This window comes from Skermanella pratensis (assembly GCF_008843145.1).
In the GTDB taxonomy this organism is placed as follows: Bacteria; Pseudomonadota; Alphaproteobacteria; order Azospirillales; family Azospirillaceae; genus Skermanella; species Skermanella pratensis.
In genome coordinates this window covers 304,249-329,541 of the sequence record NZ_CP030265.1, presented here as the reverse complement: position 1 = coordinate 329,541, position 25,293 = coordinate 304,249, and the positions used below count along the sequence as shown (strand labels likewise).

Below are 25,293 nucleotides of genomic sequence, written 5' to 3'. Positions count from 1 at the left end.
AAGGGGAGCCGGGCGAGCCGGCCGAAACCCTGTCAGGAGGAGTGGATGTCGGATCTGCGGCAGGTATTCGCCGCCATTCTACCGTTGCTGGTCAGTCTCGGTATCCTGGTCCTGGGCAACGGCCTGTTCTCCACGCTGCTCGCGGTGCGCATGGGGGCCGAAAGCTTCCCGGTCGATCGTATCGGCATCATCATGGCGGCATACTCGGTCGGTTTCGTCCTCGGAACGTTGCGCTGCCCGAGGGTCGTCGAACGCGTCGGCCATATCCGCGCCTTCGCGGCCTTCGCGGCGCTGGCCGCCATCTCGGCGCTGGTCCACGCGATCGTGGTGGACCAGATCGTCTGGCTGCTGCTGCGCGTCGTGGCGGGCTTCTGCCTGGCCGGGCTGTTCACCATCACCGAGAGCTGGATCAACGCCTCCTCCTCCAACACGGTGCGGGGCCGGGTGCTGTCGGTCTACATGACCGTCAACTATCTCTCCCTGGGCGCGTCGCAGTCGCTGATCACGGTGATCGATCCCAACGGGTTCCAGATCTTCAGCCTGGTCGCGATCCTGGTGGCGCTGTCGCTGGTTCCGCTGGCGCTGAGCCGGGTCCAGAGCCCGGGCACCGTCGGCACCAACCGGCTCCGCGTGATCGAGATCGTCCGGATCTCTCCGCTGGGCGTCGCCGGCTGCATCGGCGCGGGGCTGGTCAACGGCGCCTTCGGCAGCATGGGGCCGGTCTATGTCCAGGCGCGTGGCGGCACGGTGGAGGATGTCGGGCTGTTCATGATGGTCGCGATCCTCAGCGGCTTCCTGATGCAGTTCCCGATGGGCCGCCTGTCGGACAGGTTCGACCGCCGGACCGTCTTCCTGGGGGCGATCGCCGGCGTCTCCGCCGCGGCCCTGGCCCTTGCCTTCGCCGACGGAGTTCCCAACCTGGCCTTCGCGGCGATGCTTGGCCTCTACGGCGGTCTCGCCTACTCGATCTACCCGATCGCCCTGGCCCATGCGAACGACTTCATGCGGTCGGACGAGGTCGTGCCGGCCAGCGCCGGGCTGCTGCTGATGTTCGGCGTGGGGTCCGTCGTGGGACCGGTCCTGGCGTCCCAGGTCATGGGCGTGCTCGGGTTCAACGGGCTGTTCTTCTATATCGGGTCGATCGCGGCCGTCCTGGTGCTGTTCACGCTCTACCGCATGACGGCCCGCCAGGCGAAGCCGCTGGAGGAACAGGGCGCCTTCGTGCCGATGCCCCAGACGGCGACCACGCCGATCGCGATGGAACTGAGCCCGCGCGCCGAGACGGGACCGCAGGAGCCGGACCAGCTCGCCTTCGACTTCGACCCGCCCCGGATGCAGGCCCAGGCGGCGGAGTGAGGGCGGCGGGGTGGCCGGCGGCGGAGCGAGGGCAGCGGCCTTAGCCCGATCGGGCCGGAAATAAACCGGACATGGCGGCGTTATTAAACGCGTAATGCCTTTACGCCATATTGAGGCCATCTCTTTCGTCTCAATTTGGTAAAGCGTCATTCCGCGGAACCGGCCCTTTCCGCTTCCGGATGCCCTACCCTCACTGGAAGGCCGTCTGCCGTGCATCCCGACCTGTCCACCGCCCGGCGCCGCTGCTCACCGACCGCTGCGCGAACGGTCATCGGCATCCTGATGGCAGCCCTGATCGCGACGGCCATGACCGCGGCGCTGCTGGTCCCGGCGGGCGGACCGCGCGCGGACGACATCCGTTTCTTCCGGATCGGCACCGGAACCACCGGCGGCACCTATTTCCCGGTCGGCGGCATGCTGGCCAACGTGATCAGCAACCCGCCCGGCTCCCGTCCCTGCGACCGCGGCGGAAGCTGCGGCGTTCCCGGCGTGATCGCGGTGGCCCAGGCGACCCAGGGCTCCGTGGAGAACCTGAAGGAGATGCGGACCGGGACGCTGGAGTCGGCGCTGTCCCAGGCGGACATCGCCTTCTGGGCCCGCGAGGGGACCGGCCCCTACAAGGGCCAGCAGCCGTTCGATCAGCTCACCGCCATCGCCAACCTCTATGTCGAGACGGTCCATCTCGTCGTCCGCGCGGAAAGCGGCATCCGCAACGTCGCCGACCTGAAAGGGAAACGGGTGTCGGTCGGCGAGGAAGGGTCCGGCACGCTGGTCGAGGCGCGGGTGATCCTGGAGGCTTACGGGATCGCCGAAACGGAGATCGACGCCCGGTACCTGAAGCCGGGCCCGGCCGGCGACCGGCTGGTCGAGGGCGAGGTCGACGCCTTCTTCATCGTCGGCGGACATCCCGTCGCCGCCGTCGCCGAGGCGGCGGCCCGCACGCCGATCCGGCTGCTGTCCTTCGACGACGAGCAAGGCCGCGGCCTGAAGGAACGCCTGCCCTTCTTCACCGAGTCCGTGATCGGCGAGGGCGTCTACGAGGGCGTTTCCGAAACGCTGACCCTGGGCGTCGGCGCCCAGTGGCTGGTCCGCGGCGACGTGCCGGAGGACATGGTCTACGGCATCACCCGCGCGCTCTGGCATCCGAACACGAGGCGCCTGCTGGACAACGGCCATCCCAGAGGACCGTCCATCCAGCTCGCGACCGCGACGAAGGGCCTGGCCGCGCCCCTCCATCCCGGCGCCGCCCGCTATTACCGGGAAGCCGGCGTGCTGGAGGACGGCGGCACCGAGCCGAAGGTCGAGCCTCGCCGCGAGCCGGAGCGCACCGAGGACGACCCCATGCCGACCCTCCCGGTTCCCGTTCCCCCCGCTCCCCCGGCCCGGTAGGTTCTCCTCAGAGCAGCGGGCCCCAAGGCTCGGCGGCGCCGGCGGCGTACCATTCGCGCATGGCGGGAAGGCCCAGGATCGTGCCCACATAGGCTTGGGCGACCTCGTCCAGCTCGACGCCGTACGTGTCGAAACGGGTGCAGACCGGCGCGTACATGGCGTCGGCGGCCGTGAAGCGGCCGAACAGGAAGGGGCCGTCCGCGCCGAACCGCGCCCGCGCGTCGCGCCAGAGCTGGGTGATCCGGGCGATGTCGGCCAGCACCTCGGGCGTGCGCCCCTCCCCCGGGTGCCTGTCGGTCACGTCCATCGGCATGTTCCGGCGAAGGTCCGCGAAGCCGGAATGCATCTCCGCCGAGATGGAGCGCGCGACGGCACGGGCGCCGCGGTCGTCGGGCCACAGGCCGGCGTTCGGGCAGGTCTCGGACAGGTATTCCAGGATCGCCAGCGAGTCATAGACGGTCAGGTCGCCGTCGAGCAGCACCGGCACCTTCCCGGCGGGGGAATGCCGGAGGATTTCCGCCTTTGTTTCCGGCTGGCGCAGCGGGATCGTGATCTCGTGGAACGGGACGCCGATCTGCTTCAGGGCCAGCCAGGGACGCAACGACCACGATGACGAAGCCTTGTTGCCGATGACGAGGGTGAGGTCGCTCATGAAGAACCGCCGGATCTGCTGGGGATGAAGGTCGGGCGGGAGACTAGTTGCTGGCGCGCGGTTTCGAAAGCGCCCCGATGGGAAACGGCGCGAAGAACAGTTCCATCTTTTCAGCGGCGCCCCGGTGCTCCATGTTCTGGGCACGCCAACCGTAATCGCGACGAAGGAACAGCCACTTGCTGACCCATATGCGCCCGAAGGCCGGGACGGACTCGATCCCGCTCACTCCCGTGACGAAGGATGGCCTGGAGGGCTGGCTCGCGGATCAGCCGGCCGCCGTGCGCGCCTGGGTCGCCGGCATCGGCTTCAAGGCCGAATCCGGCAAGACGGCGCTTCTGCCGGGCGATGGCGGAACCCTCGCCCGGGTGCTGGTCGGCGTGGATGCCGACGCCGACCTCTGGGCCTATGCCGCCCTCCCCGCATCCCTGCCGGCCGGCGCCTACCGCATCGACGCCGGTCTGGACGCCGGCACCGCGACCAAGGCGGCGCTGGGCTGGGCGCTCGGCTGCTACGCCTTCACCCGCTACAAATCCAAGAACGACAGGAGCTTCGCGACGCTGGTCTGGCCGGAAGGGGCCGACCGGGAGGCGGTCGAGCGCACCGCGACCGCCACGTATCTCGTGCGCGACCTGATCAACACGCCCGCTTCCGACATGGGACCCGCCGAACTGGCGGCGGCGGCCGAGGCGCTGGGAGCCGAGTTCAAGGCCAAGGTCAAGGTGACCGTCGGGGAAGACCTGCTGAAGAAGAACTATCCCGCCGTCCACGCCGTCGGCCGGGCCAGCACCCGGGAGCCTCGCCTGATCGACCTGACCTGGGGCGACAAGGGCGCCCCCCGGGTGACGCTGGTCGGCAAGGGCGTCTGCTTCGACACCGGCGGCCTGGACCTGAAGCCGTCCAGCGGCATGCTTCTGATGAAGAAGGACATGGGCGGCGCCGCGCATGTTCTGGGCGTCGCCCGCATGATCATGATGGCCGGTCTGCCGATCCGCCTGCGCGTGCTGATCCCGGCCGTGGAGAACTCCGTCTCCGGCGACGCCTTCCGGCCGCTCGACGTCCTGGCGACCCGCAAGGGCCTGAGCGTCGAGGTCGGCAACACCGACGCCGAGGGGCGGCTGATCCTGTGCGATGCGCTGGCGGAAGCGGTGACCGACAAGCCCGACGTGATCATCGACTTCGCGACCCTGACGGGTGCTGCCCGAGTCGCGCTGGGCACCGAGCTTCCGGCGCTGTTCTGCAACGACGACGCCCTGGCCGGCGGGCTGCTGGCGTCGGCCGAGGTCCAGGGCGACCCGATGTGGCGGCTGCCGCTGCACCAGCCCTATGCCAAGATGCTGGAGAGCAAGGTCGCCGACCTGAACAATGTCGGTAGCGGACCGTTCGCGGGCGCCATCCTGGCGGCCCTGTTCCTGGAGCGGTTCGTCGACAAGTCGATCCCGTGGGCGCACCTGGACGTGATGGCCTGGAACCCGTCGTCGAAGCCCGGCCGTCCCGAGGGCGGCGAGGCCCTGGGGATGCGCGCGGTCTTCGCCTACCTGGAAAGCCGTTATGGCAAAAAGAGTTAAATACTTGCCGATTTCGACTCGTTTCGGCACTCTCTCGGTCGAGACCCGATACGCGCGGGTTCGGTATCGGGAGTCAGCGCATGCCGCAGAAGCTTCAAGCCCTAGATCTCTGGCGCCACGTTCTCGTAACGAACGTGCGGCAGGCGGGGCCGGACCTGTCTTCGCGGCAACTGGCGCTGCTGCTGACCGTCTACCTGACGCCGCCGCCCCACACGGTTCGCGGCCTTGCCGCCACCTTGAACATTTCGAAACCCGCGATCAGCCGCGCGCTCGACCGGCTCGGCCGGCTGGGCTTCATCCGCCGCAAGCGCGACGAGGCCGACCGGCGCAACGTCCTGGTCCAGCGCACGGTCAAGGGATCGGTCTTCCTGACCGAGTTCGCGCATCTGGTGCTGGAGTCGCAGCATCTGGCCCTGGGCGACGAGTCCCTGGCCGACGGGCATGGCGCGTCCCCGCCGGACCCGGTGCCGGAACCCGCGGCGGAGGCCGTCCATGACCGCGTCCTTGCCGGATCCTCGGACTAGTCCGTACCGCGCGGATCTCGCCGCGGCGCACCTGGAAGGCATCGTCCCGGCCGACCGCTTCGTCGAGGGGGTGCCCTGCCAGATCAGGGCCGGCTTCGCGACGGTCAAGGGATCGCCCGACTTCGAGGCCCGCCAGACGACCCAGGCCCTGTTCGGCGAGACGGTGACCGTCTACGAGGAGCATGACGGCTGGGTCTGGGGCCAGCTTTCAGGCGACGGCTACGTGGGTTACCTGCGGCTCGACACGCTGTGGGGGGAAACCCCGGAGCCGACCCACCAGGTCACGGCCCTGCGCAGCTTCCTGTTTCCGGAGCCCGACCTGAAGACCCCGCCGCTCGACGTGCTGAGCCTGACCACCCGGGTCGCCGCGGCCGGGGAGCGGAACGGATTCGTGGAGCTGGCGCAGGGCGGCTGGGTCTTCGCAAGGCATCTGGCCGATTTGGCGGCTCACCAGCGGGACCATGCCGCCACCTCCCGCCGGCTGCTCGGCGTGCCCTATCTGTGGGGCGGCAAGACCAGTCTGGGGCTGGACTGTTCCGGCCTCGTACAGATCGCCCTGGCGGCGGCCGGCATCGCGGCCCCGCGCGACAGCGACCAGCAGGGCGGCACGCTGGGACGGCCGGTACCGGAGGGGGAGACGCTTCGGAGCGGCGACCTCGTGTTCTTCCCCGGCCATGTCGGCATCATGACGGGACCGGAACACCTGATCCACGCCAACGCCTTCCACATGATGGTGACCGAGGAGCCGCTTTCCGACGTGGTCGCCCGCGGCGCCCGGATCACCGGGATACGCCGGCTCTAGGCCCGGTCAGTAGCCGCGCCTGCGGTCGATCACGTTCTCGAGCGGCAACCCCGATTCGAAGCGCCCGATCTGTTCGGCGATGTGGCCGACCGCCGTGCGTGCGTGCGTGACGGCGGCCACATGGGGCGTCACGATCACCCGCGGATGGCTCCAGAACGGGTGGTCGGGGCTCAGCGGCTCCTCCGCGAAGACGTCGAGGCTGGCGCCGGCGATGTGGCCGCTGTCCAGTTCGGCCAGCAGGTCCTGCTCGTCCACATGCCCGCCGCGCGCGGCGTTGACGATGCAGGCTCCCCGCGGCAATGCCGCCAGCGTCTCCCAGTTCAGGATGCCGACGGTCTCGGGCGTGAGCGGCAGCAGGCAGACCAGGATCTCGGTCCGCGCCAGGAACTCCGGCAAGCCGGCGGCGCCGTGGAAGCAGGTGACGCCGGGAAGGTCCTTGGGCGAGCGGCTCCAGCCCGCGACGTCGAAGCGCAATTCCTTCAGGACGCGCGCGGCGTCGGCTCCCAGGACGCCGAGGCCGAGCACCCCGACCCGGCGCTCGCGGGCCAGCTTCTGGCCGAGCTGCCGCCACTCCCGCCGCTCCTGCTGCGCCCGGTAGGCTTCCATCTGGCGGTGCCAGTGGAGCACCTGGAGGACGACATACTCGGTCATGCCCTCGGTCAGGCCCGGCTCCACCATGCGGACCAGCGGCTTGTCCGGCAACTCGGGATCGCTGAGCACCCCGTCCACCCCCGCCCCGAGCGAGAAGATCACCCGCAGGTTCGGCAGCCGGCCGAGCACCCCGGCCGGCGGGCGCCACGCCAGGGCATAGTCGATTTCCGACAGGTCGCCGGCGTCCGGCCAGACCCTGATTTCCCGCCCCGGAATCCGGCTGTTCAGTTCCGGCAGCCATTCGGCCGGATCGTCGGACGGGGACAGGAACAGGATAGCCATCGGCCGGAATCCTTCGAATATGATGGATTGCTGAGGCCGCCAGTCCTGGCACAGCTTTCCCCGTCCGGCAAGCCCCGGGCGTGGGCCGGCGCGCTCCGGCAACGGCAGGCCGTTATGACGCAGCCGGCCCGCCCGGTTTCGCATCGTCATCCCCCGGCGTTCATGCGACTACTCCCGCATGAAATTCCTGCGCCCCGCTGCCGTGATGCGATGCAAACCCGCCTGATCCATCGCCATGATCATTTCTTCAAGCATCTGCTCGACCAACCCGGAACAGCGGGCGCACTGATCCGCGAACGCCTGCCGGCGGCCGTCGCGGAGCTGATCTCGCAGGACGACCCCGTGCTTATGCCCGGCTCGTTCGTGGACAAGGAACTGCGGGAGTATCGGACCGACCGTCTCTACGGCGTCGGCATCCGGACCGGCGGCGCCGCCTTCATCTATGTGCTCATGGAGCACAAGTCCTCGCCGGATCCGCGAATCGACCTTCAGTTGCTAGGCTACGAGACGCGGATCTGGCAGGACTGGGACAAGCGCGAAGGGCGGGACTCCGAAGGCAGGATCAGGAAGCTGCCGCCGATCTTCCCGCTGGTGGTGTATCACGGCGAGGCGGAGTGGCGGATTCCGCTGAGCTTCGCCGACGGCCTGGACCTCGGGGATGAGGCCCTGCGCCCCCATGTCCTGGACTTCCGCTACTCCCTGGCGGATCTGGGGCGCATCGATGACGACCGCCTGTCGCGGGAGGAGAGGCTCCGTGTCGGGCTGCTCATCCTGAAACACGGCACCCGCGACGGCGACCTTCACCGCACCCTCGTCAAGCTCGGCCGAGCCGCATTCGCCCTCGGCCCTGATGATTTGATAGCCTTGGTGCGCTACATTCTTTCCGAGCCGAATTCAGTCGAAACGGCGATACTTCGCGATGCGCTGAAGGAAATCGTACCAGGTCAGGAGACGAGGGTCATGTCGATCGCTGCGGAGGAATGGAAGGCCGAGGGTATTCTGATCGGCGAAGCCAGAGGTAAGGCCGAAGGCAAGGCAGAGGGAAAGGCCGACATCCTTCTGCGCCTGCTTCGGCGTCGTTTCGGTGCCGTACCGGAAGCTGCAATCGCGACGATCCACAATGCTTCCGACGATCAGTTGAACGCCTGGGCCGAGAACATCCTCGACGCGGCAACCCTCGACGCCGTTTTCACCAGCCACAGGTCCAACTGATACCGCCGCGAAACCGGCCTCCCCTCCCCTCACCCCCGGGTGGTCGGCAGCTTGGCCCCGCTGGTGTCGCTGCCCTTCATCAGCGCCATGTTGACCCGGGCGCCCGTCAGGTCGGCATGGCGGAGAATCACGCCGGCCGCGGCGCGGCAGCGCAGATCGCAGTCGTTCAGCCTTGCATATTGAAGGTTGGTCGGCCACGGACGGTCCAGGTCGCCGACCGGAACGCTGAGCAGGACGCTGTCCCGCAACGATCCGCCGGTCAGGTTCACCCGGCGCATACCGCACCCGGACAGGTTGGCGCCGCTCAGGTCCGCACCGCTCAGGTTGCTGTAGCTGAGGTCGGCCATCATCAGGTTGGAACCGGTCAGGTTGGCGTTGCGCAGGTTGCAGCGCTGGATCTTGGCGGCGGACAGGTCGACCTCGCCCAGGGGCGCGTCGCTGAGGTCGGCCAAGTCCAGTTCCAGCCGCTGCCCGGCCCGGCCTTCGCTGTCCAGCCACTCCTGGTGATGGGCCAGCAACTCGAACAGCCGCTCGCCGAGCGACTCCAGATTGCCGTCGGGGTTGATGCCCAACTGGGCCATGCGGGCGACGGCGTCGGCATCCAGCACGGCGCCCGACAGGACGGCGCCGGTCAGCGTCGTGTTCTTCAGCGTGGCACCAGACAGGTCGGTGGAAACCAGGATCGCGCCGGTCAGATCCGCCCCGGACAGGTCGGCATCGACCAGTTCCGCCCCGGTCAGGTCGCAGTTGCCCAGGTTGGAGCCGACCAGGATCGCGCGGTTCAGGTTGGCGTCCATCAGTTCGGTGCGCCGGCTGACCGACGCTCCGGCGCTGGGCTGCTGCTTCGTGCTGACCGCGCCGAGCGATCCGGTGCGCAGGTCGGCCCCGGCGAGGTTCGCCTCCGCCAGGTTGGCACCGTTGAAGCAGGCGCCGCGCAGATCCGCGCCGAGCAGGTCGGCCTGGCTGAGATCCGCCCCTTCCAGTTCCGCCATCATCAGCACCGCGGCCTTCAGGTCGGCCCTGGACAGGTTGCTGCGGGCGAACGAGGTGCCGACCAGCTTGGCGTTGCGCAGCACGACGCCGCCCAGCGGCAGTTGCGACATGTCGTGGAAGCTGAGGTCTGCCTGCATGCCGCCGCGCGTGCCGACCACCCATTTGCGGTGGGAGTTCAGCCGCCTCTTCAGCTCGGCGATGTAGGCGGCGCTGTGGCCGGTAGCCGGATGGGACATCGGGAGCTGCTGGCACTCGGCGGGCGGTCGGATGCCGACGAGTATCCGGCAAGAATCTTAAGTAGATAATAATTCAGGCGGGTGCGTCGTAGACGACGCGGGTTGAGCAGACCAGGTCGTGAAGCGCCGTCTTGTCCCTTGTCCAGCCCGCCATCAGGTATCCCAGGCCGAAGGGAATGGCCGACAGGATCAGCGCGAAGTACCGCCCGAGCGCCCGCGCCGGCGTGAGCCTGCCGCCGTCGCGGGTCATGACGTGGATGCCGAGCACCCGCTTGCCCGGCGTGGCCTGGCGCTCGGACGAATGGAAACCGGTATAGTAGGCGATCGCCACGACCGTGCTCAGCACCTGCCCGACACCCTGGGCCGTCCCCTCCCCGATGCCGATCCAAAGCATCGCGGAGACGACGACGATGCCGATGAAGGCCGACACCAGCCCGAGGACGAAGCCGTCGACCAGGGCCGCCGCGGCCCGGATCCAGAAGCCGGCGAACCGGACCCCGCCCGTCACATCCGCACGTCGGATGTCTTGACCGCGACCAGGTTCAGCGCCGCGGCGATCAGGGCGCGGGTATAGTCCTGCCGGGGCGCCTCGAAGATCTGCCGCGTCGGACCCGACTCGACCACCTTGCCGTCCTTCATCACGATCACCTCGTTGGAGAGGGCCCTCACCACTTTCAGGTCATGGCTGATGAACAGGTAGGCCAGGTTGTGCTTCACCTGCAAGTCCCGCAACAGGTCGACGATCTGCGCCTGGACGGACATGTCCAGGGCCGAGGTCGGCTCGTCCAGCACGACGAAGCGCGGCTTCAGCACCATCGCGCGGGCGATCGCGATCCGCTGGCGCTGGCCGCCGGAAAACTCGTGCGGATAGCGGTTGCGGCTGGCCGGGTCCAGCCCGACCTCCTCCAGCGACCGGGCGATCATCGCCTCCCGTTCGGCCCTGCTGCCGATGCCGTGGATCTTCAGCCCCTCCTCGATGATCTGGGCGACCGACAGGCGCGGGCTGAGGCTGCCGTAGGGGTCCTGGAAGACGACCTGCATCTCCCGGCGCAGCGGCCGCATCTGCTTGGCCTGCCAGCCCTGGATGTCCTTGCCGTCATAGCGGATGGCGCCCTGGCTGGCGTGCAGGCGAAGCAGGGCGAGCCCCAACGTCGTCTTGCCCGACCCCGACTCGCCGACCACGCCGACGGTATGCCCCTCGCGCACCGTGACGCTGATGCCGTCCACCGCCCGGACGTAATCGACGGTCCGGCGCAGCAGCCCCTTCCTGATCGGGAAATGGACCTTGATGTCCCGCGCCGTCATCACGTCGGCCGCGTTCTCCGGCGGCGGCGCCGGATTGCCCTTCGGCTCCGCCGCCAGCAGGCGCTGGGTATAGGGATGGCGCGGACCGGCGAACAGCTCCGCGTTCGACCCCTTCTCGACGATCTCGCCCTGGTTCATGACGCAGACGGTGTCCGCCATCTTGCGCACGATGCCGAGATCGTGGGTGATCAGCAGCAGCGCCATGTTGAAGCGGCGCTGAAGGTCCTTCAGCAGCTCCAGGATCTGGGCTTGGATCGTCACGTCCAGCGCGGTGGTCGGCTCGTCCGCGATCAGCAGGTCGGGCTCGTTGGCCAGCGCCATGGCGATCATAACGCGCTGGCGCTGGCCGCCCGAAAGCTCGTGGGGGTATGCCGCCAGCCGCTTCTCCGCTTCCGGCAGCCCGACGAGGCGCAGCAGTTCCAGCGTGCGCCGACGGGCGGCCGAGCGGGTCAGTCCCTTGTGCAGGAACAGAGTCTCGTTGATCTGCTTCTCGATGGTGTGGAGCGGGTTGAGCGAGGTCATCGGCTCCTGGAAGATCATGGCGATGCGGTCGCCGCGAACCTCCCGGAGCGTCTTCTCCTCCGCCCCGACCAGTTCGGTTCCCTTGAACCGGATGCTGCTGCCGGCCGGATGCGCCGCCATGGGATAGGGCAGGAGCTGCAGGATCGAGAGGGCGGTCACCGACTTGCCGGAGCCCGACTCGCCGACCAGCGCCAGGGTCTCGCCCGCCCTGAGGTCGAAGGAGACGCCCCGGACGGCACGGACCTCGCCGCCCGACAGCCGGAAATCGACCGCCAGGTCGCGGACGGAGAGCAGGTCGGTCATGCTGATGGTTTCCCTCTGTTCATTCCGCCGCCGCCTTCTTGCCGGATGCCGCCGCGGCCGGCTTGGCCGTCAGCCCCTTGCGGGGCAGCGGGCCGACCGACTTGCGTGGATCGAAGGCGTCGCGCACCGCCTCGCCGATGAAGATCAGCAGGCTCAGCATGATGGCGAGCGTGAAGAAGGCGGTCAGGCCCAGCCAGGGCGCCTGGAGATTGGCCTTGCCCTGGGCCAGCAGCTCGCCCAGCGACGGCGAGCCCGGCGGCAGGCCGAAGCCCAGGAAGTCCAGCGCGGTCAGCGTGGTGATCGAGCCGTTCAGGATGAAGGGCATGAAGGTCAGCGTCGCGACCATGGCGTTGGGCAGCACATGCTTGACCATGATCAGCACGTCGCCGGCGCCCAGCGCGCGGGCCGCCCTGACATAGTCGAAGTTGCGGGCGCGCAGGAACTCCGCCCGCACGACGCCGACCAGGCTCATCCAGTTGAACAGCAGTAGAAGCCCCAGCAGCCACCAGAAGTTCGGCTCGACGACGCTCGCCAGGATGATCAGCAGGTAGAGCGTGGGCAACCCCGACCAGATCTCGATGAATCGCTGGAACAGCAGGTCGGTCGTGCCGCCGAAGTAGCCCTGGACCGCTCCCGCCGCGATGCCGATGATCGAGGAGAAGATCGTCAGCGTCAGCCCGAACAGGATCGAGATGCGGAAGCCATAGATCAGCCGCGCCACCACGTCGCGCCCCTGGTCGTCGGTGCCCAGCCAGTTCTCGGCGGACGGCGGCGCCGGGGCCGGGACTGTCAGGTCGTAGTTGATGGTCCGGTAGGAGTAGCGGATCACCGGCCAGACCATCCAGCCCTTCTCGTCGATCAGGTCGCGCACGAACGGGTCGCGGTAGTCGGCCTGGGTCTCGAACTCGCCGCCGAACGTGGTCTCCGGATAAACCGTGAAGATCGGCATGTAGAACGCGCCGTCGTACCGGATCAGCAGCGGCTTGTCGTTGGCGATGAACTCGGCGAACAGGCTCAGGATGAACAGGACCAGGAAGATCCACAGGGACCAGAAGCCGCGCCGGTTGGCCTTGAAGTTGTGCAGGCGCCGCCGGGTGATCGGCGTGATCCGGATGCCGAGGAAGCGGTCCGCCGGCGCGGCGGGGGAACGGGGTGGGCGTCGGCCATCACGTCCTCCTCGCCTCGAAATCGATGCGGGGATCGACCGCGACATAGGTCAGGTCGCCGATCAGGTTCATCAGCAGTCCCAGCAGCGTGAAGATATAGAGCGTCGCGAACATCACGGGATAGTCCCGGTTGATCGCCGCCTCGAAGCCCAGCAGCCCCAGCCCGTCCAGCGAGAAGATCACCTCGATCAGCAGCGACCCGGTGAACAGGATTCCGATGAAGGCTCCGGGAAATCCTGCGATCACGATCAGCATGGCGTTGCGGAAGATATGGCCGTACAGCACCCGTCCCTCGCCCAGCCCCTTGGCCCGCGCGGTGATGACGTACTGCTTGTTGACCTCCTCCATGAAGCTGTTCTTGGTCAGCATGGTCAGGCCGGCGAAGCCGCCGATCACCAGCGCCACCACCGGCAGGGTGATGTGCCAGAAATAGTCCAGGATCTGCTGCCACCACGGCATCAGGTCCCAGCCCTCGCTGGTCAGCCCGCGGAGCGGGAACCAGTCGAGATAGCGGCCGCCGGCGAACAGCACGATCAGCAGCACGGCGAACAGGAAACTGGGGATGGCGTAGCCCACGATGACCACGCCGCTGGTCCAGATGTCGAACTTGGACCCGTCCCGCACCGCCTTGCGGATGCCCAGCGGGATCGAGATCAGGTAGGTGATCAGCGTGGTCCACAGCCCCAGCGAGATCGACACCGGCAGCTTGTCGATCACCAGGTCGATCACCCTCTGGTCGCGGAAATAGCTGGTCCCGAAATCGAAGGTCAGGTAGCTGGCCAACATCTGGAGGAAGCGCTCGTGCAGCGGCTTGTCGAAGCCGAACTGCCGCTCCAGCTGCCTGATGAACTCGGGGTCGAGGCCCTGGGCGCCCCGGTAGCGGCCGGTGACCTGCTCGCCGCCCGACTGCTGGGCCTGGGGCGGCAGGTCGCCGCCGCCCGACGTGCCGCCGATCCGCGCCGTGGCGTCGACGCCCGTCCCTTGCAGCTGGGCGAGCGTCTGCTCGATCGGACCGCCGGGAGCCGCCTGCACGATCAGGAAATTGATCACCATGATCCCGAGCAGGGTCGGGATGATCAGCAGCAGGCGGCGGACGATGTAGGCCAGCATCCTCGTCTCCTCAATCGCTGCTTTCTGGGCTGTCTTCTGAATTACCGCTTCAGCCGGGCGAGCGGACGGAGGCCTGCTTGCCGGTATCGACCCACCAGGTGGTGGGGAAGCCGATCGTGTATTTCGCCATCGTCTCCGGATAGCCGAACTTGTTCCAGTAAACCAGCCATGACTCGTCGTTGTACCATTGCGGGATCTGGTACCAGCCCCACGACAGCACCCGGTCCAGCGCACGGTTGGTCGCGGCCAGCGTCTCCAGGTCCCGGGCGGCGATCAGCTCCTCGATCAGGCCGTCCACGACCGGGTCCTTGATGCCGGCCAGGTTGCCCGAGCCGCGGGTTTCGGCGGCGGCAGACCCGAAATAGCTGCGCTGCTCGGCGCCCGGCGGCGGGAAGAAGTTCAGCGCGACGGACAGCAGGTCATAGTCGAAATCGTCGATCCGCACCTGGTACTGGGAGGTATCGACCACGCGGATCGAGGCGGCGATGCCGGAGCGCCTCGCGTTCTGCACGAAGGGTTCGGTCAGGCGCACCAGCGCCGGGCTGACCAGCAGGACCTCGATCCGCATCTGCTCGCCGGCCGCGTTGACGAGGCGGTTGTTCTTCAGCTCCCAGCCGGCTTCCCTGAACAGGCGCAGCGACTCCCGCAGGTTGGCCCTGATGTTTCCGGACCCGTCCGTCACCGGCGGCTCGTACGCTTTCGTCAGCACCTGCGGCCGGACCTTGTCCCTGTACTTCTCCAGGATCGACAGCTCCAGCGTGTCCGGCGGGCCGCTGGCGCCGAATTCCGAGTTGGGGAACCAGCTCTTCACACGCTTGTACTCGCCGAACAGCAGGGTCCGCTGGATCGCCTCGAAATCATAGAGGAGGGTGATCGCCTCGCGCACCCGGACGTCCTGGAACTGCGGCCGGCGCAGGTTGAAGATGTAGCCCTGGGTCCCGCGCGGCGTTTGGTCGGGCACCACCCGCTTGATCATGCTGCCGTCCCTGACGGCGGGCACGTCGTAGCTCTGGTTCCAGCGCTGGGCGCGGTTCTCCTGCCGGAAATCGATCCGGCCGGACATGAAGGCCTCCGCCAGCACCGTGTCGTCCAGGTAATAATCATACCGGATCTGGTCGATGTTGTTCAGGCCGCGGTTGATGGGCAGGTCCGCCGCCCAGTAATCCGCCACCCGCTCGTAGGTGATCGAGCGCCCGGCGTCGACCGTCCTGATCCGGTAAGCGCCGCTGCCCAGGATCGGTTCCAGCGTGGTCTTGGTGATGTCACGCCCCTGCGCGGTCCACCAGTGCCGCGGCAGCGGCGAGCTGGACGACACGGTCAGCAGCGGCTTCATGCTGTTGCGCGTCTTGAACGAGAATTTGAGCCGGCGCGGATCGAGCACCTCGACGCCGCTGACGTCCTCGTAGAAGCTCTGGAGGAACGGCCGGCCGTGCTCCTTGATGGTGTCGAACGCGAACTTGAAATCGTCGGCGGTGATCGGCTGGCCGTCTTGCCAGCGGGCCTCCGGCCGCAGGTTGAAGATGATCCAGCTCTTGTCCTCGGGATACTCCGCGGTCTCGGCGATCAGGCCGTAGGCGGAGGACAGTTCATCACCCGACCCGGTCATCAGGCTGTCGGAGATCAGCCCGATGCCGGACGGCCAGCTCCCGCGGAGGATGTATGTGTTGAGACTGTCGAAGCTGCCGAAGGCGCCCAGCACGATCGAGCCGCCCTTGGGCGCGTCGGGATTGGCATAGGGCCAGTGCCGCATGTCCGGGCCGTACAGCGGTTCGCCGAACTCGGCCATGGCCCAGGTCCGCGTGATCTTCTCTCCGGCATCCTGCGCCGAGACGGGGGCGGTCCCGCCCAGAAGCAGGGTCCCCAGGCAAACGGCGGCGGCAAGCAGTCTCTTCATCCGGCCCTCATCTCTCCCGCGGCAAGGCCGCTGTCTTGCGTGACAATCGTTCCGGCGTTCCCGTCCTTCTGCCTTTTGCAGCCGAATCGGGCTTAATCAAGGCGAAACCGATCCGGGGCGGAACGGTTCAGCGCGCCGCCTCCTTCGCCCACCATGTCGACGGGAATCCCACCTCGTACCGGGGCTTGCGCTCCGGCCAGCCGAACTTGGTCCAATAGGCGATCCAGGTCTGGTCGTTGTACCATTGCGGGATCATGGCGTGCCGCCACAGCAGCACCCGGTCCAGCGCCCGCGAGGTTGCCTGCAGCGTCTCCAGGTCCTTCGCGGCGATGACCTCCTCGATCAGCGCGTCCACGACGGGGTCCTTGATGCCGGCATAGTTGGCCGAGCCCTTCACGTCGGCCGCGGCCGATCCGAAATAGCTGCGCTGCTCGGTGCCCGGTGGCGGGAAGAAGTTGAAGAACACCATCACGGCGTCGAAATCGAAATCGTCCGTCCGGGCTTGGTACTGGGCGCTGTCGACGATCCGGATCGTCGCGTCGATGCCGACGCGCTGGAGCGCCGTGACATAGGGCTGCATCACCCGGACCATCGACTGGTTGCCGTCCAGGAACTCGATCCGCAACTGCCGCCCGGTCTTGGCATCGACCAGCTTGTTTTCGCGGGTCTGGAAGCCCGCCTCCCGGAACAGCGCCAGCGCCTTCCGGACATTGTCGCGGTTGTTGCCCGACCCGTCGGTGGAGGGCGGCTCGTAGGCGGTGGTGAAGACCTCGTCCGGGACACGGCCCCGGTACTTCTCCAGGATGGCGAGTTCCGCCGGAGTCGGCGGGCCACTGGCCCCGAAGTCGCTGTTGGGGAAGTTGCTCTTCACCCGGCGGTACTGGCCGTACAGGATGTTCTTCTGGAGCCACTCGAAGTCGTAGAGATATGACAGCGCCAGGCGCACCTTCGGATCGGCGAACTGCGGCCGGCGCATGTTGAAGCGGATGCCCTGCGCGCCGAACGGGCGCTCGTTGGCAAGCGCGCGCTTCTCGACCCGGCCGTCCTTCACCTGGGGAATGTCGTAGCCCGAGGTCCAGCGCTGGGCCCTGTTCTCCTGCCGGAAATCGTAGGCGCCGCCTTTGAACGCCTCGAACATCACGTCGTCGTCGCGGTAGAAGTCCGTCCGGACGGTGTCGAAGTTGTTCTGGCCGACATTGACCGGCAGGTCGCGGCCCCAGTAATCGGCCACCCTCTCATAGGTGATCGACCGGCCGGGGTCGACCGCCGTGACCCGGTAGGGCCCGCTGGTCAGCGGCGGCTCCAGGGTCGTCTTGGAAATGTCCCGGTTCTCCGCGGTCCACCAGTGCTCGGGCACCGGCGTCAGGATGCCGGCGGCGCGGATCAGCGGCTTCATCTCCCCTCGGGTCTTGAAGCTCACCTTCAGGCGATGCTCGTCCAGCGCCTCGACCGTCCCGATATCCTCCAGGAAGCTCTTGAGGAAGGGCCGGCCATGCTGCTCGATGGCTTTCCAGCCGAACACGAAGTCGGCGGCGGTCACCGGGTGGCCGTCGTGGAACCGGGCCTGCGGGCGCAGGGTGAACACCACCCAGCTCTTGTCCTCGGGGTATTCCGCCGTTTCGGCGAGCAGGCCGTAGACCACGTCCAACTCGTCCCCCGACCCGGCGAACAGCGTCTCGGAGACGATGTCGAGGCTGCGCGGCACTCGTCCGCGCAGGATGATCGGGTTGAGGCTGTCGAAACTTCCCGGTTCCGCCGTGACGACGGCGCCGCCCTTGGGCGCAGCCGGATCGACATAGTCGAAATGAGCAAAGCCGGCGCCGTACCTGGGCGTGCTGAACTCCGCCAGGGCATGCGTCCTGGTCACGGGGTCCTCGGCGTGGCCGGCGGAAACCAGGACGAGCAGAAGCATCGGGACGGCGAAGAGGAGTCTCATCCGGGAAAATTCCTCGCAAGCGGAGCCGGTATCGGGGGGCCGGAGCCGCCGCCCGCCACCCGTGCGGGGGGCCGGGCCGGACGCCGGCTCATTCGTCCTCGTCGTCGTCGTCGTCCTGTTCGGCGTAGCGCTCGTCCAACATCTCCAGGATCGCCTCGTAGTCGGGCGTATCGTCCACGAACTTCTGGAAGCGCTTCATGTTGGTGCCCTTCTCCAGCCATGACTGCGCCGCCTCTGTGTGTTCGGGGTGACACGACAGCAGATAGAAAGCGGCCTGCTCGGGACGCTCGATCTTGGTCTCGCCCAGCCTTTCCAGGACGGCGCCGACATAGAAGGGCAGCACGTCGGCGAATTCCTCGACGACGACCGCTTCGTCATCGTCCTCGCCGCCTGCCGGAACCGCGTCGTCGCCGTGCCAGCCGTTCACCTTCCCGTCGGCCGCGGCCTGCGGCTCCGCATACTCGTCATCCTCGTCGTCGAACTCGTCCAGATCGTCGTCGTCCAGGGCGACCGTGTCCAACCCGTCCGCCTCGTCGTCGTACTCGTCGTCCTCGTCGCCCTCGAACGCCAGTTCCAGGGCGTCGATGATCTCAAGGAATTGGGTGCTGCGCTGTTCCCAGGAGGGGGTGGCCTGAAGTTCGGCGATCATCCGGTCGAGCATCTCGCGGATGTCCGTGTCGGCATTCTCGTAAGCTGACTGGGCTGGTTTCGGGATCAGCATGGCAGACATTTCCCTGGTCTCAAGCGCAAGGGTGAGGGAGCGGCGCAGCCACGTCCTATGGCCGCGCGGACTCGACTCTTATCAGATGGCGATGGGGGATGGGCAGGAGAAAGCGAAAAGAATGCCAGGATATCAACCGAATGGCATAACGCCGAGACGCCGCAGCGCCTCCGTATGGCCGGCCATATCACCGGCGGCCAATACACGGCCGTCGGAGCCCGGGCCGAGCGGTGCCCCCGCCCAATCCGTCATGATCCCGCCGGCCCCCTGGACCACGGGGACCAGTGCCGCGAAATCGTACAGCTTCAGCCCGGCCTCGACCACCAGATCGACGAATCCGGCGGCCAGCAGCCCGTAGGCGTAGCAGTCGCCGCCGTACATGGTCAGCTTGACCTCGTCCGCGACGCGGCGGAAGGCGGTGAAATCGTGCTGCCCGAACAGGTCGGGCGACGTCGTGTTCAGGGTGGCGCGCCCCAGAGTCGGGCAGGCCCGCACCCGGACGGCCTTGCCGTTCAGCGTGGTCGGGCGCCCCTCGACGCCGACCCAGCGGTCGCCGACGATCGGCTGGTCGATCACGCCCAGCACGGGAACGCCCCGGTGCAGCAGCGCCACCAGGGTGCCGAAGGTCGGGCGGCCGGTGATGAAGGACTTCGTGCCGTCGATCGGGTCGATCACCCACAGCCAGTCGGCATCGGGGTTGGTCGTCCCGTGCTCCTCCCCGATGATCCCGTCGTCCGGCCGCTCGGCGGCCAGGATCGACCTTATCGCCGCCTCGGCCTCGCGGTCGGCGACGGTGACCGGCGAACTGTCCGGCTTGTCGTCGACCGCGAACGGAGTGCGGAAGTATCTGCGGATCACGGTGCCGGCGGCATCGGCGAGGCGGCACGCGAGATCCACCGTCTCGCCCGACGGGGTGACCGGTTGATCGGTATTGTATGAAGCCGTCATGTCTCTGGTCATCCGGTCGGACGGGATTGAAGCGTCGGCTGGTTACTGCGGCAGCGGCGCCGGCTCGTCGGCCTGGGTGCGCAGCCAGGCGATCAGGTTCGCCCGGTCCTCGGGCTTCCTGATGCCCGCGAAGTTCATCTTGGTGCCGGGAGCGTACTGCTTGGGATTCAGCAGGAAGTGATTCAGCGCCTCGTAATCCCAGTTGCCGGGCATGTCCGCGATCGCGGAGCTGTAGGCGAAGCCTTCCACATGGCCGTGCGGGCCGCCGACGACGCCCCACAGGTTGGGACCCACCTTGTTGGCGCCGCCCTTCTCGAAGGAATGGCAGGAGGCGCAGGCCCGCGCCGCGCGCTCGCCGGCCGCCGGGTCGGCTGCGGCCAGCAGCGGGGCGATCGGCTCCGGCTCGGCCGGCTCTTCCTCCGCGGGGGCCGACGTGGTGACCGCGCTGGTGTCCACGACATAAGCGTTCTGTTCCAGATGCTCTGGCTGGACCAGTACATCCGCGATGAAGCCGGACATCATCGCGACCAGGCCGCCCAACAGGACGGCGCCCGACAATTTGTTGAATTCCATGCTCGACATGCCGCGAGTCCCCAATTCCCTTGTAATCACCGCACGATAGCGGCCGGGCCGGCTGCTGTCACGCGCAGCGGCTTGTTGTTTCCTTGTCCGCAACATAGGGTCCCGGGGCGCGGGGTCAGCCGCTTTGAGGCTTGACCCTCGGGACGAAATGTCGCACGCACAGCTATAACCCAAATGTCGCAGATGGCCACCATGCCAACCAATCCTGCTCAGAACAATCCCGCGCAAAGTGATGGGAACGCGAAAAATCCCGGCCCCCACGGCAATGGGCCGGGCAATCCCATCGTCATCGTGCCCGCGCGACTCGCGTCCACGCGGCTGCCCGGCAAGCCGCTGGCCGACATCCAGGGCGAGCCCATGATCGTCCATGTCTGGCGCCGCGCGACCGAGGCCGCCATCGGCCCGGTCCTGGTCGCCTGCGCGGAGGCCGAGATCGCCGACGCGGTCACGAAGGCCGGCGGCCAGGCCGTGCTGACCCGGCCGGACCATCCTTCCGGCTCCGACCGGATCTTCGAGGCGCTTCAGTCCTTCGACACGGAGGGCAGGTTCGACGCGGTGGTCAACGTCCAGGGCGACCTGCCGACGATATCTCCCGAAACGATCCGCGCCGCCTACGCGCTGCTCGACGTGCCCGAGGTCGACATCGGCACGCTGGCGGTCGAGATCGAGGACGCGACCGAGCGCGGCAATCCCAACGTGGTCAAGGCGGTGGTCGAGCGGGCGCCGGGCGCCAGGCGCGGCCGGGCGCTCTATTTCACCCGCGCCACCGCGCCCACCGGGGAGGCGCCGCTGCTGCACCATATCGGCCTCTACGCCTACCGGCGCTCGGCCCTGGCCCGATTCGTGTCGCTGCCGCCGTCGCACCTGGAACAGCAGGAGCGGCTGGAGCAGTTGCGCGCCTTGGCCGCAGGCATGCGGATCGACGTGGCCGTCGTTGACGCGGTTCCGCTCGGCGTCGATACTCCCGCCGACCTCGCCCGGGCCCGGGTGCTCCTCAAACGCTGAACCCGGTCCCCTCCCCCGTTCTCGAGTCTTCTCCGGTCACATGTCCAGATCCAACCTGATCGCCTTCCAGGGTTCGCCCGGCGCCTACTCCGACCTGTCCTGCCGCAACGTCTTCCCCGACCGGAAGACCCTGCCCTGCGCCACTTTCGAGGACGTCTTCGCCGCGGTGCATGGGGGAGAGGCCGAACTGGGCATGATCCCGGTCGAGAACTCGGTCGCGGGGCGGGTCGCCGATAACCACCACCTGCTGCCCCAGGGCGGCCTGCACATCATCGGCGAGCATTACCAGCGGGTGAACCACCACCTGCTGGCGCCGCCGGGCGCCACGCTCGACACCATCGAGGTGGTGCGCAGCCACATCCAGGCGCTGTCCCAATGCCGCAAGGCGACCCGGGCGCTGGGCCTGCGCGAGATCACCCATGCCGACACCGCGGGTGCCGCGGCCGAGATCGCCCAGCGCGGCGACATTACGGAAGCCGCCATCGCCTCGGAACTGGCCGGCGAGATCTACGGCCTGAAGTCGCTGAAGCAGGGGATCGAGGACGCGGAGCACAACACGACCCGGTTCCTGATCATGGCGCGGGAGCCGATCCATCCCGCACCCCATTCCGGCCCGGTGGTGACGACCTTCGTGTTCCGGGTCCGCAGCGTGCCGGCGTCGCTCTACAAGGCGATGGGCGGGTTCGCGACCAACGGCGTCAACATGACCAAGCTGGAAAGCTACATGGTCGACGGCCGCTTCACCGCCGCCCAGTTCTACGTGGACGTCGAGGGCCACCCGGAGGAGCGCCCCCTGCGCTTGGCGCTGGAGGAGCTGGAGTTCTTCGCCCGCGAGGTGAAGATCCTGGGCGTCTACCCGGCCCATCCCTTCCGCCGCGAGCAGAGCCAGGCCCACGGCGACGATTGAGCAACCCGCGGGTGCCGTGCCGGGCACCTCGCGCACCCGAACCTCCAATATCACGGATGAACACGGATCAGGCACGGGATGCACACGGATCAGGGCATGGTCCGCGACCTTCGGGCCTGATCCGTGCTGAAATTCCGCCTCAGCCGTGCAGCCAGTCCTCGATCAGCCGGCGCGAGATCGAGTCGGGGCGCGGCAGGCGATGGGTCCCGCCCTCGCCCCACGTGGTCAGGATCTCGTCGCGGCTGAACCAGCCGGCATCCTCCAGCTCGTCCTGCTCGATGCTGATGTCCCGGCTCACGGCCTCGGCATGGAAGCCCAGCATCAGCGACGACGGGAACGGCCAGGGCTGCGACGAGTGGTAGGTCACCGCGCCCACCCGGATGCCGGTCTCCTCCAGCACCTCGCGGGCGACCGCCTCCTCCAGGCTCTCGCCCGGCTCGACGAACCCGGCCAGGGTCGAATACATCCCCGGCGGGAAGCGCGACTGGCGGCCCAGCAGGCAGCGGTCGCCGTCATGGACCAGCATGATCACGGCCGGGTCGGTCCGCGGGAAGTGCGGCGCGGCGCAGTCGGGGTTGGTGCAGCGCCGGACATGGCCGCCTTCCGCGCTGGCCGTGGGATGGCCGCAGACGCCGCAGAAGCGGTGGCGGGCATGCCACCAGGTCAGGCCGCGGGCATAGGCCAGGATATTGCCCTCCTCGGGCGCCATCAGCGGGCCGAAGCTGCGCAGGTCGGCGAAGCTGCCCCGGCCGGAAAGGCCGGGGTGGACCGCCGGGTCCTCGATGTGGGACAGGTCGGCGGCGAAATAGGCCGTGCCGTCGCGCAGGCCCAGAAGCACGTATTCCGCCCCGTCCGGCAGGTCGGCCATCGAAAGCAGCCCCGCCTGCGGCAGGTCGGCCCCTTCGACCACGAAATTCTGGGCGCGCCAGATCGGCACGATCCTGGTCTCGGCCGCCGCGATCATGGCGTCGATCCAGCTCTGGTCCTTGCGCTGCGCCGATACCCTGTCGAGCACGCCGCCGGCGTAGAAGTTTGGCTTGTATGGCATGGCGATATAGGTGGCATACCGGGCCGATTTCGGGAAGGGAGTTCCTCCCGGATTTCCTCCTTGCTCCGCGCGCCGCCGCGCGCCATATAGGCGGTGGGAGGTTGGCGGCGGACGAGTCCCTCGCCAACCCGGTCAGGTCCGGAAGGAAGCAGCCGTAACGAGTTTCGGCTCGGGTCGTTCGTCCAGCCTCCCACCTCATATCTTCCCCTGCATGATCCGACACTCCGCGCCGGTTCGTCTTTCCGCTTCGACAAGCCGCCGTCGGGGATTAGACTGGCCGCAACGCCGTTGCCCGACGCCAGAGTATCGTGTTGACCGACCAGACCCTCCCTCCCCTGACCTCCGCGCCGGCCGACGGCGCGTCCGAAGCCGGCGGCAAGGCCTATCGGGTCCTGGCGCGCAAGTACCGACCGCGCGACTTCTCCGAACTGGTGGGCCAGGAGGCGCTGGTCCGGACGCTGACCAACGCCATCCGGTCGGGCCGCCTGGCCCATGCCTTCATGCTGACCGGGGTGCGCGGGGTGGGCAAGACCACGACCGCCCGCATCATCGCCCGCGCGCTGAACTGCACCGGCCCGGAGGGGACCGGCGGGCCGACCATCGCGCCGTGCGGCGTCTGCGACAATTGCCGCAGCATCACCGCCGACCGCCATGTGGACGTGATGGAGATGGACGCCGCCAGCCGGACCGGCGTGGACGACATCCGCGAGATCATCGACGGCGTGCGCTACGGCCCGGTGTCGGCGCGCTACAAGGTCTACATCATCGACGAAGTCCACATGCTCACCAAGAACGCCTTCAACGCCCTGTTGAAGACGCTGGAGGAGCCGCCCGAGCATGTGAAGTTCATCTTCGCCACGACCGAGATCCGCAAGGTCCCGGTCACCGTGCTGTCGCGCTGTCAGCGCTTCGACTTGCGCCGGATCGACAGCCAGACGCTCGTCAAGCACTTCAACCGGGTCGCCGAGGCGGAAGGCGTGACCGTCGAGCCGGACGCCATGGCGCTGATCGCGCGGGCCGCCGACGGATCCGCGCGCGACGGGCTGAGCCTGCTCGACCAGGCGATCGCGCTCGGCGGGGAGCGGCTGACGGCGGTCCAGGTCCGCGACATGCTGGGCCTGGCCGACCGCGCCCGCGTGGTCGACCTGTTCGAGGCGGCGATGACCGGGCAGCCGCGCGACGCGCTGGACATCCTGTCCGACCTGCACCGCAGCGGCGCCGACCCGGTGGTGGTGCTCCAGGACCTGCTCGACTTCACCCATTTCCTGACCCGCTTCAAGGTGGTGCCGGAAACCGCGACGGACCCCGGCACGCCGGAGACCGAGCGGGTCCGCGGCGGCGACCTGTCGGGCAAGCTGGGCATGCCGGCGCTGACCCGGGCCTGGCAGATCCTGCTTAAGGGCCTGGGCGAGGTGCAGAGCGCGCCGGTCCCCTTCGACGCGGCCGAGATGGTGCTGGTGCGGCTGGCCTATTCCGCCGACCTGCCCAACCCGGCCGACCTGATCCGCCAGCTTCAGGGCGGCTCGGCGGCCTCGGGCGGGCCGGCGGGCGGGCCGGCGGGCGGGAACGGCGGCGGCGGTGGCGCCCGCGCGATCGGGCCGGCGCTGGCGGTGGCCCACTCCGCCCCGCCCCGAGTCCAGGCCGGCTCGGCCCAGCCGGTCGCCGAAACCGCCGTGACGGCACACGCCGCCCCCGAACAGGCTGCGGAAGCGGAACCGCTGCCGGAACCGAAGACCTTCCGCGAGGTGGTCGAGCTGTTCGGCGAGATGCGCGAGGGCTCGCTGTACGGCCAGCTCTACAGCAGCGTCCACTGCGTCCGGTGCGAACCGGGGCGGCTGGAGATCCGCCCGAAGGACCGCGCCATCGCGGAACTTTCCGGCCGGGTCGGCAAGTTGCTGACGGAATGGACCGGCCGGCGCTGGATGGTCACGATCTCCGGCGCGCCCGGCGAACCGACGCTGGGCGAGCAGGACCGCAACGCCAAGACCCGGGCGCGGGAGGAGGCTGCCCGGCATCCGGTGGTGCGCGCGGTGCTCGACATCTTCCCCGGGGCCGAGATATCCGAAGTGCGCGATCTGACGGAACCGGAAGCCACCTCCGACGAGGCGCTTGCGGAAGACGCCCTTGAGACCGATTTCTACGAGGAAGCCCCGTCCGACCTGGACGACATAGGAGAATTTTAAG

Annotated in this window: 22 protein-coding genes and 1 other RNA gene; 10 read left to right on the top strand and 13 right to left on the bottom strand. The window is 68.2% G+C overall.

All coding sequences use genetic code 11. From position 1 onward, the window contains the following. Positions 1-45: 45 nt before the first annotated feature. Entirely contained in the window at positions 46-1,356 is a 1,311-nt protein-coding gene (locus DPR14_RS01490; protein ID WP_158043584.1) for an MFS transporter, read from the top strand. Between the two features lie 210 nt (positions 1,357-1,566). Further along, positions 1,567-2,745: a TAXI family TRAP transporter solute-binding subunit gene (locus DPR14_RS01485; RefSeq protein WP_246148709.1), complete on the top strand. Its 1,179-nt coding sequence runs from the start codon at positions 1,567-1,569 to the stop codon at positions 2,743-2,745. Between the two features lie 7 nt (positions 2,746-2,752). Here the strand turns inward: DPR14_RS01485 and DPR14_RS01480 are convergent, their stop codons facing one another. Beyond that, positions 2,753-3,397 carry a glutathione S-transferase family protein gene (locus tag DPR14_RS01480; RefSeq protein ID WP_158043583.1) on the bottom strand — a complete coding sequence of 215 codons (645 nt, stop codon included), beginning with the start codon at positions 3,395-3,397 and terminating at the stop codon, positions 2,753-2,755. Between the two features lie 176 nt (positions 3,398-3,573). On the opposite strand from DPR14_RS01480, the gene DPR14_RS01475 reads away from it, so the two are divergent. The 3 genes from DPR14_RS01475 to DPR14_RS01465 all read left to right on the top strand — a co-directional run bounded on the left by DPR14_RS01475 (position 3,574) and on the right by DPR14_RS01465 (position 6,288). Continuing rightward, positions 3,574-4,962 (top strand): leucyl aminopeptidase family protein, encoded by a 1,389-nt coding sequence (locus tag DPR14_RS01475; RefSeq protein ID WP_425501004.1) that lies wholly within the window; start codon positions 3,574-3,576, stop codon positions 4,960-4,962. 80 nt (positions 4,963-5,042) lie between these two features. Further along, entirely contained in the window at positions 5,043-5,486 is a 444-nt protein-coding gene (locus tag DPR14_RS01470) for a MarR family transcriptional regulator (RefSeq protein WP_158043582.1), read from the top strand. Next, positions 5,455-6,288 (top strand): C40 family peptidase, encoded by an 834-nt coding sequence (locus DPR14_RS01465; RefSeq protein WP_158043581.1) that lies wholly within the window; start codon positions 5,455-5,457, stop codon positions 6,286-6,288. The genes DPR14_RS01470 and DPR14_RS01465 overlap by 32 nt, the downstream gene beginning before the upstream one ends. Before the next feature lie 6 nt (positions 6,289-6,294). Here DPR14_RS01465 and DPR14_RS01460 read toward each other — a convergent pair whose 3' ends face one another. Continuing rightward, the gene (locus tag DPR14_RS01460) at positions 6,295-7,221 is read right to left on the bottom strand and encodes a 2-hydroxyacid dehydrogenase (protein WP_158043580.1); all 927 of its coding nucleotides are present in this window, start codon (positions 7,219-7,221) and stop codon (positions 6,295-6,297) included. A 114-nt stretch (positions 7,222-7,335) separates the two neighbouring features. Here DPR14_RS01460 and DPR14_RS01455 point away from each other — a divergent pair, with 114 nt between their 5' ends. Beyond that, a complete protein-coding gene (locus tag DPR14_RS01455; protein WP_158043579.1) occupies positions 7,336-8,433 on the top strand; it encodes an Rpn family recombination-promoting nuclease/putative transposase in 1,098 nt (365 codons plus the stop codon). A 29-nt stretch (positions 8,434-8,462) separates the two neighbouring features. Here the strand turns inward: DPR14_RS01455 and DPR14_RS01450 are convergent, their stop codons facing one another. The 10 genes from DPR14_RS01450 to DPR14_RS01405 form a co-directional block, all read right to left on the bottom strand. Further along, entirely contained in the window at positions 8,463-9,662 is a 1,200-nt protein-coding gene (locus DPR14_RS01450; protein WP_158043578.1) for a pentapeptide repeat-containing protein, read from the bottom strand. A gap of 73 nt (positions 9,663-9,735) precedes the next feature. Next, positions 9,736-10,170, bottom strand: a complete 435-nt coding sequence (locus DPR14_RS01445; protein WP_192499220.1) for an RDD family protein — start codon at positions 10,168-10,170, stop codon at positions 9,736-9,738. Continuing rightward, positions 10,167-11,792 carry an ABC transporter ATP-binding protein gene (locus DPR14_RS01440; protein WP_158043576.1) on the bottom strand — a complete coding sequence of 542 codons (1,626 nt, stop codon included), beginning with the start codon at positions 11,790-11,792 and terminating at the stop codon, positions 10,167-10,169. The genes DPR14_RS01445 and DPR14_RS01440 overlap by 4 nt, the downstream gene beginning before the upstream one ends. A 19-nt stretch (positions 11,793-11,811) precedes the next feature. Beyond that, the gene (locus tag DPR14_RS01435) at positions 11,812-13,005 is read right to left on the bottom strand and encodes an ABC transporter permease (protein WP_158043575.1); all 1,194 of its coding nucleotides are present in this window, start codon (positions 13,003-13,005) and stop codon (positions 11,812-11,814) included. Beyond that, a complete protein-coding gene (locus DPR14_RS01430; protein ID WP_158043574.1) occupies positions 12,959-14,068 on the bottom strand; it encodes a microcin C ABC transporter permease YejB in 1,110 nt (369 codons plus the stop codon). The genes DPR14_RS01435 and DPR14_RS01430 overlap by 47 nt, the downstream gene beginning before the upstream one ends. Before the next feature lie 49 nt (positions 14,069-14,117). Then, the gene (locus DPR14_RS01425; RefSeq protein ID WP_158043573.1) at positions 14,118-15,962 is read right to left on the bottom strand and encodes an extracellular solute-binding protein; all 1,845 of its coding nucleotides are present in this window, start codon (positions 15,960-15,962) and stop codon (positions 14,118-14,120) included. A gap of 127 nt (positions 15,963-16,089) precedes the next feature. After that, complete coding sequence (locus DPR14_RS01420) at positions 16,090-17,898, bottom strand: extracellular solute-binding protein (RefSeq protein ID WP_158043572.1); 1,809 nt, start codon at positions 17,896-17,898, stop codon at positions 16,090-16,092. Between the two features lie 88 nt (positions 17,899-17,986). Beyond that, a complete protein-coding gene (locus tag DPR14_RS01415; RefSeq protein ID WP_158043571.1) occupies positions 17,987-18,619 on the bottom strand; it encodes a hypothetical protein in 633 nt (210 codons plus the stop codon). A gap of 132 nt (positions 18,620-18,751) precedes the next feature. Next, positions 18,752-19,567, bottom strand: coding sequence for a histidinol-phosphatase (gene hisN, locus DPR14_RS01410; protein WP_158043570.1), 816 nt, complete (start codon positions 19,565-19,567; stop codon positions 18,752-18,754). A gap of 42 nt (positions 19,568-19,609) precedes the next feature. After that, complete coding sequence (locus tag DPR14_RS01405; protein ID WP_343038691.1) at positions 19,610-20,140, bottom strand: c-type cytochrome; 531 nt, start codon at positions 20,138-20,140, stop codon at positions 19,610-19,612. Positions 20,141-20,440: 300 nt separating this feature from the next. Here DPR14_RS01405 and DPR14_RS01400 point away from each other — a divergent pair, with 300 nt between their 5' ends. Both DPR14_RS01400 and DPR14_RS01395 read left to right on the top strand, forming a co-directional pair. After that, positions 20,441-21,154, top strand: a complete 714-nt coding sequence (locus tag DPR14_RS01400) for a 3-deoxy-manno-octulosonate cytidylyltransferase (RefSeq protein ID WP_246148705.1) — start codon at positions 20,441-20,443, stop codon at positions 21,152-21,154. 40 nt (positions 21,155-21,194) lie between these two features. Beyond that, positions 21,195-22,061 carry a prephenate dehydratase gene (locus tag DPR14_RS01395; RefSeq protein WP_158043567.1) on the top strand — a complete coding sequence of 289 codons (867 nt, stop codon included), beginning with the start codon at positions 21,195-21,197 and terminating at the stop codon, positions 22,059-22,061. Between the two features lie 139 nt (positions 22,062-22,200). Here the strand turns inward: DPR14_RS01395 and nudC are convergent, their stop codons facing one another. Beyond that, positions 22,201-23,109: an NAD(+) diphosphatase gene (nudC, locus tag DPR14_RS01390; RefSeq protein ID WP_158043566.1), complete on the bottom strand. Its 909-nt coding sequence runs from the start codon at positions 23,107-23,109 to the stop codon at positions 22,201-22,203. Between the two features lie 96 nt (positions 23,110-23,205). Between nudC and ffs the strand changes: the two genes are divergently transcribed. Both ffs and DPR14_RS01380 read left to right on the top strand, forming a co-directional pair. Next, an RNA gene (gene ffs, locus DPR14_RS01385) (signal recognition particle sRNA small type) lies at positions 23,206-23,303 on the top strand. A 117-nt stretch (positions 23,304-23,420) separates the two neighbouring features. Continuing rightward, on the top strand, positions 23,421-25,292 hold the full coding sequence (locus DPR14_RS01380) for a DNA polymerase III subunit gamma/tau (protein WP_158043565.1): 1,872 nt from the start codon (positions 23,421-23,423) through the stop codon (positions 25,290-25,292). Position 25,293 lies beyond the last annotated feature (1 nt).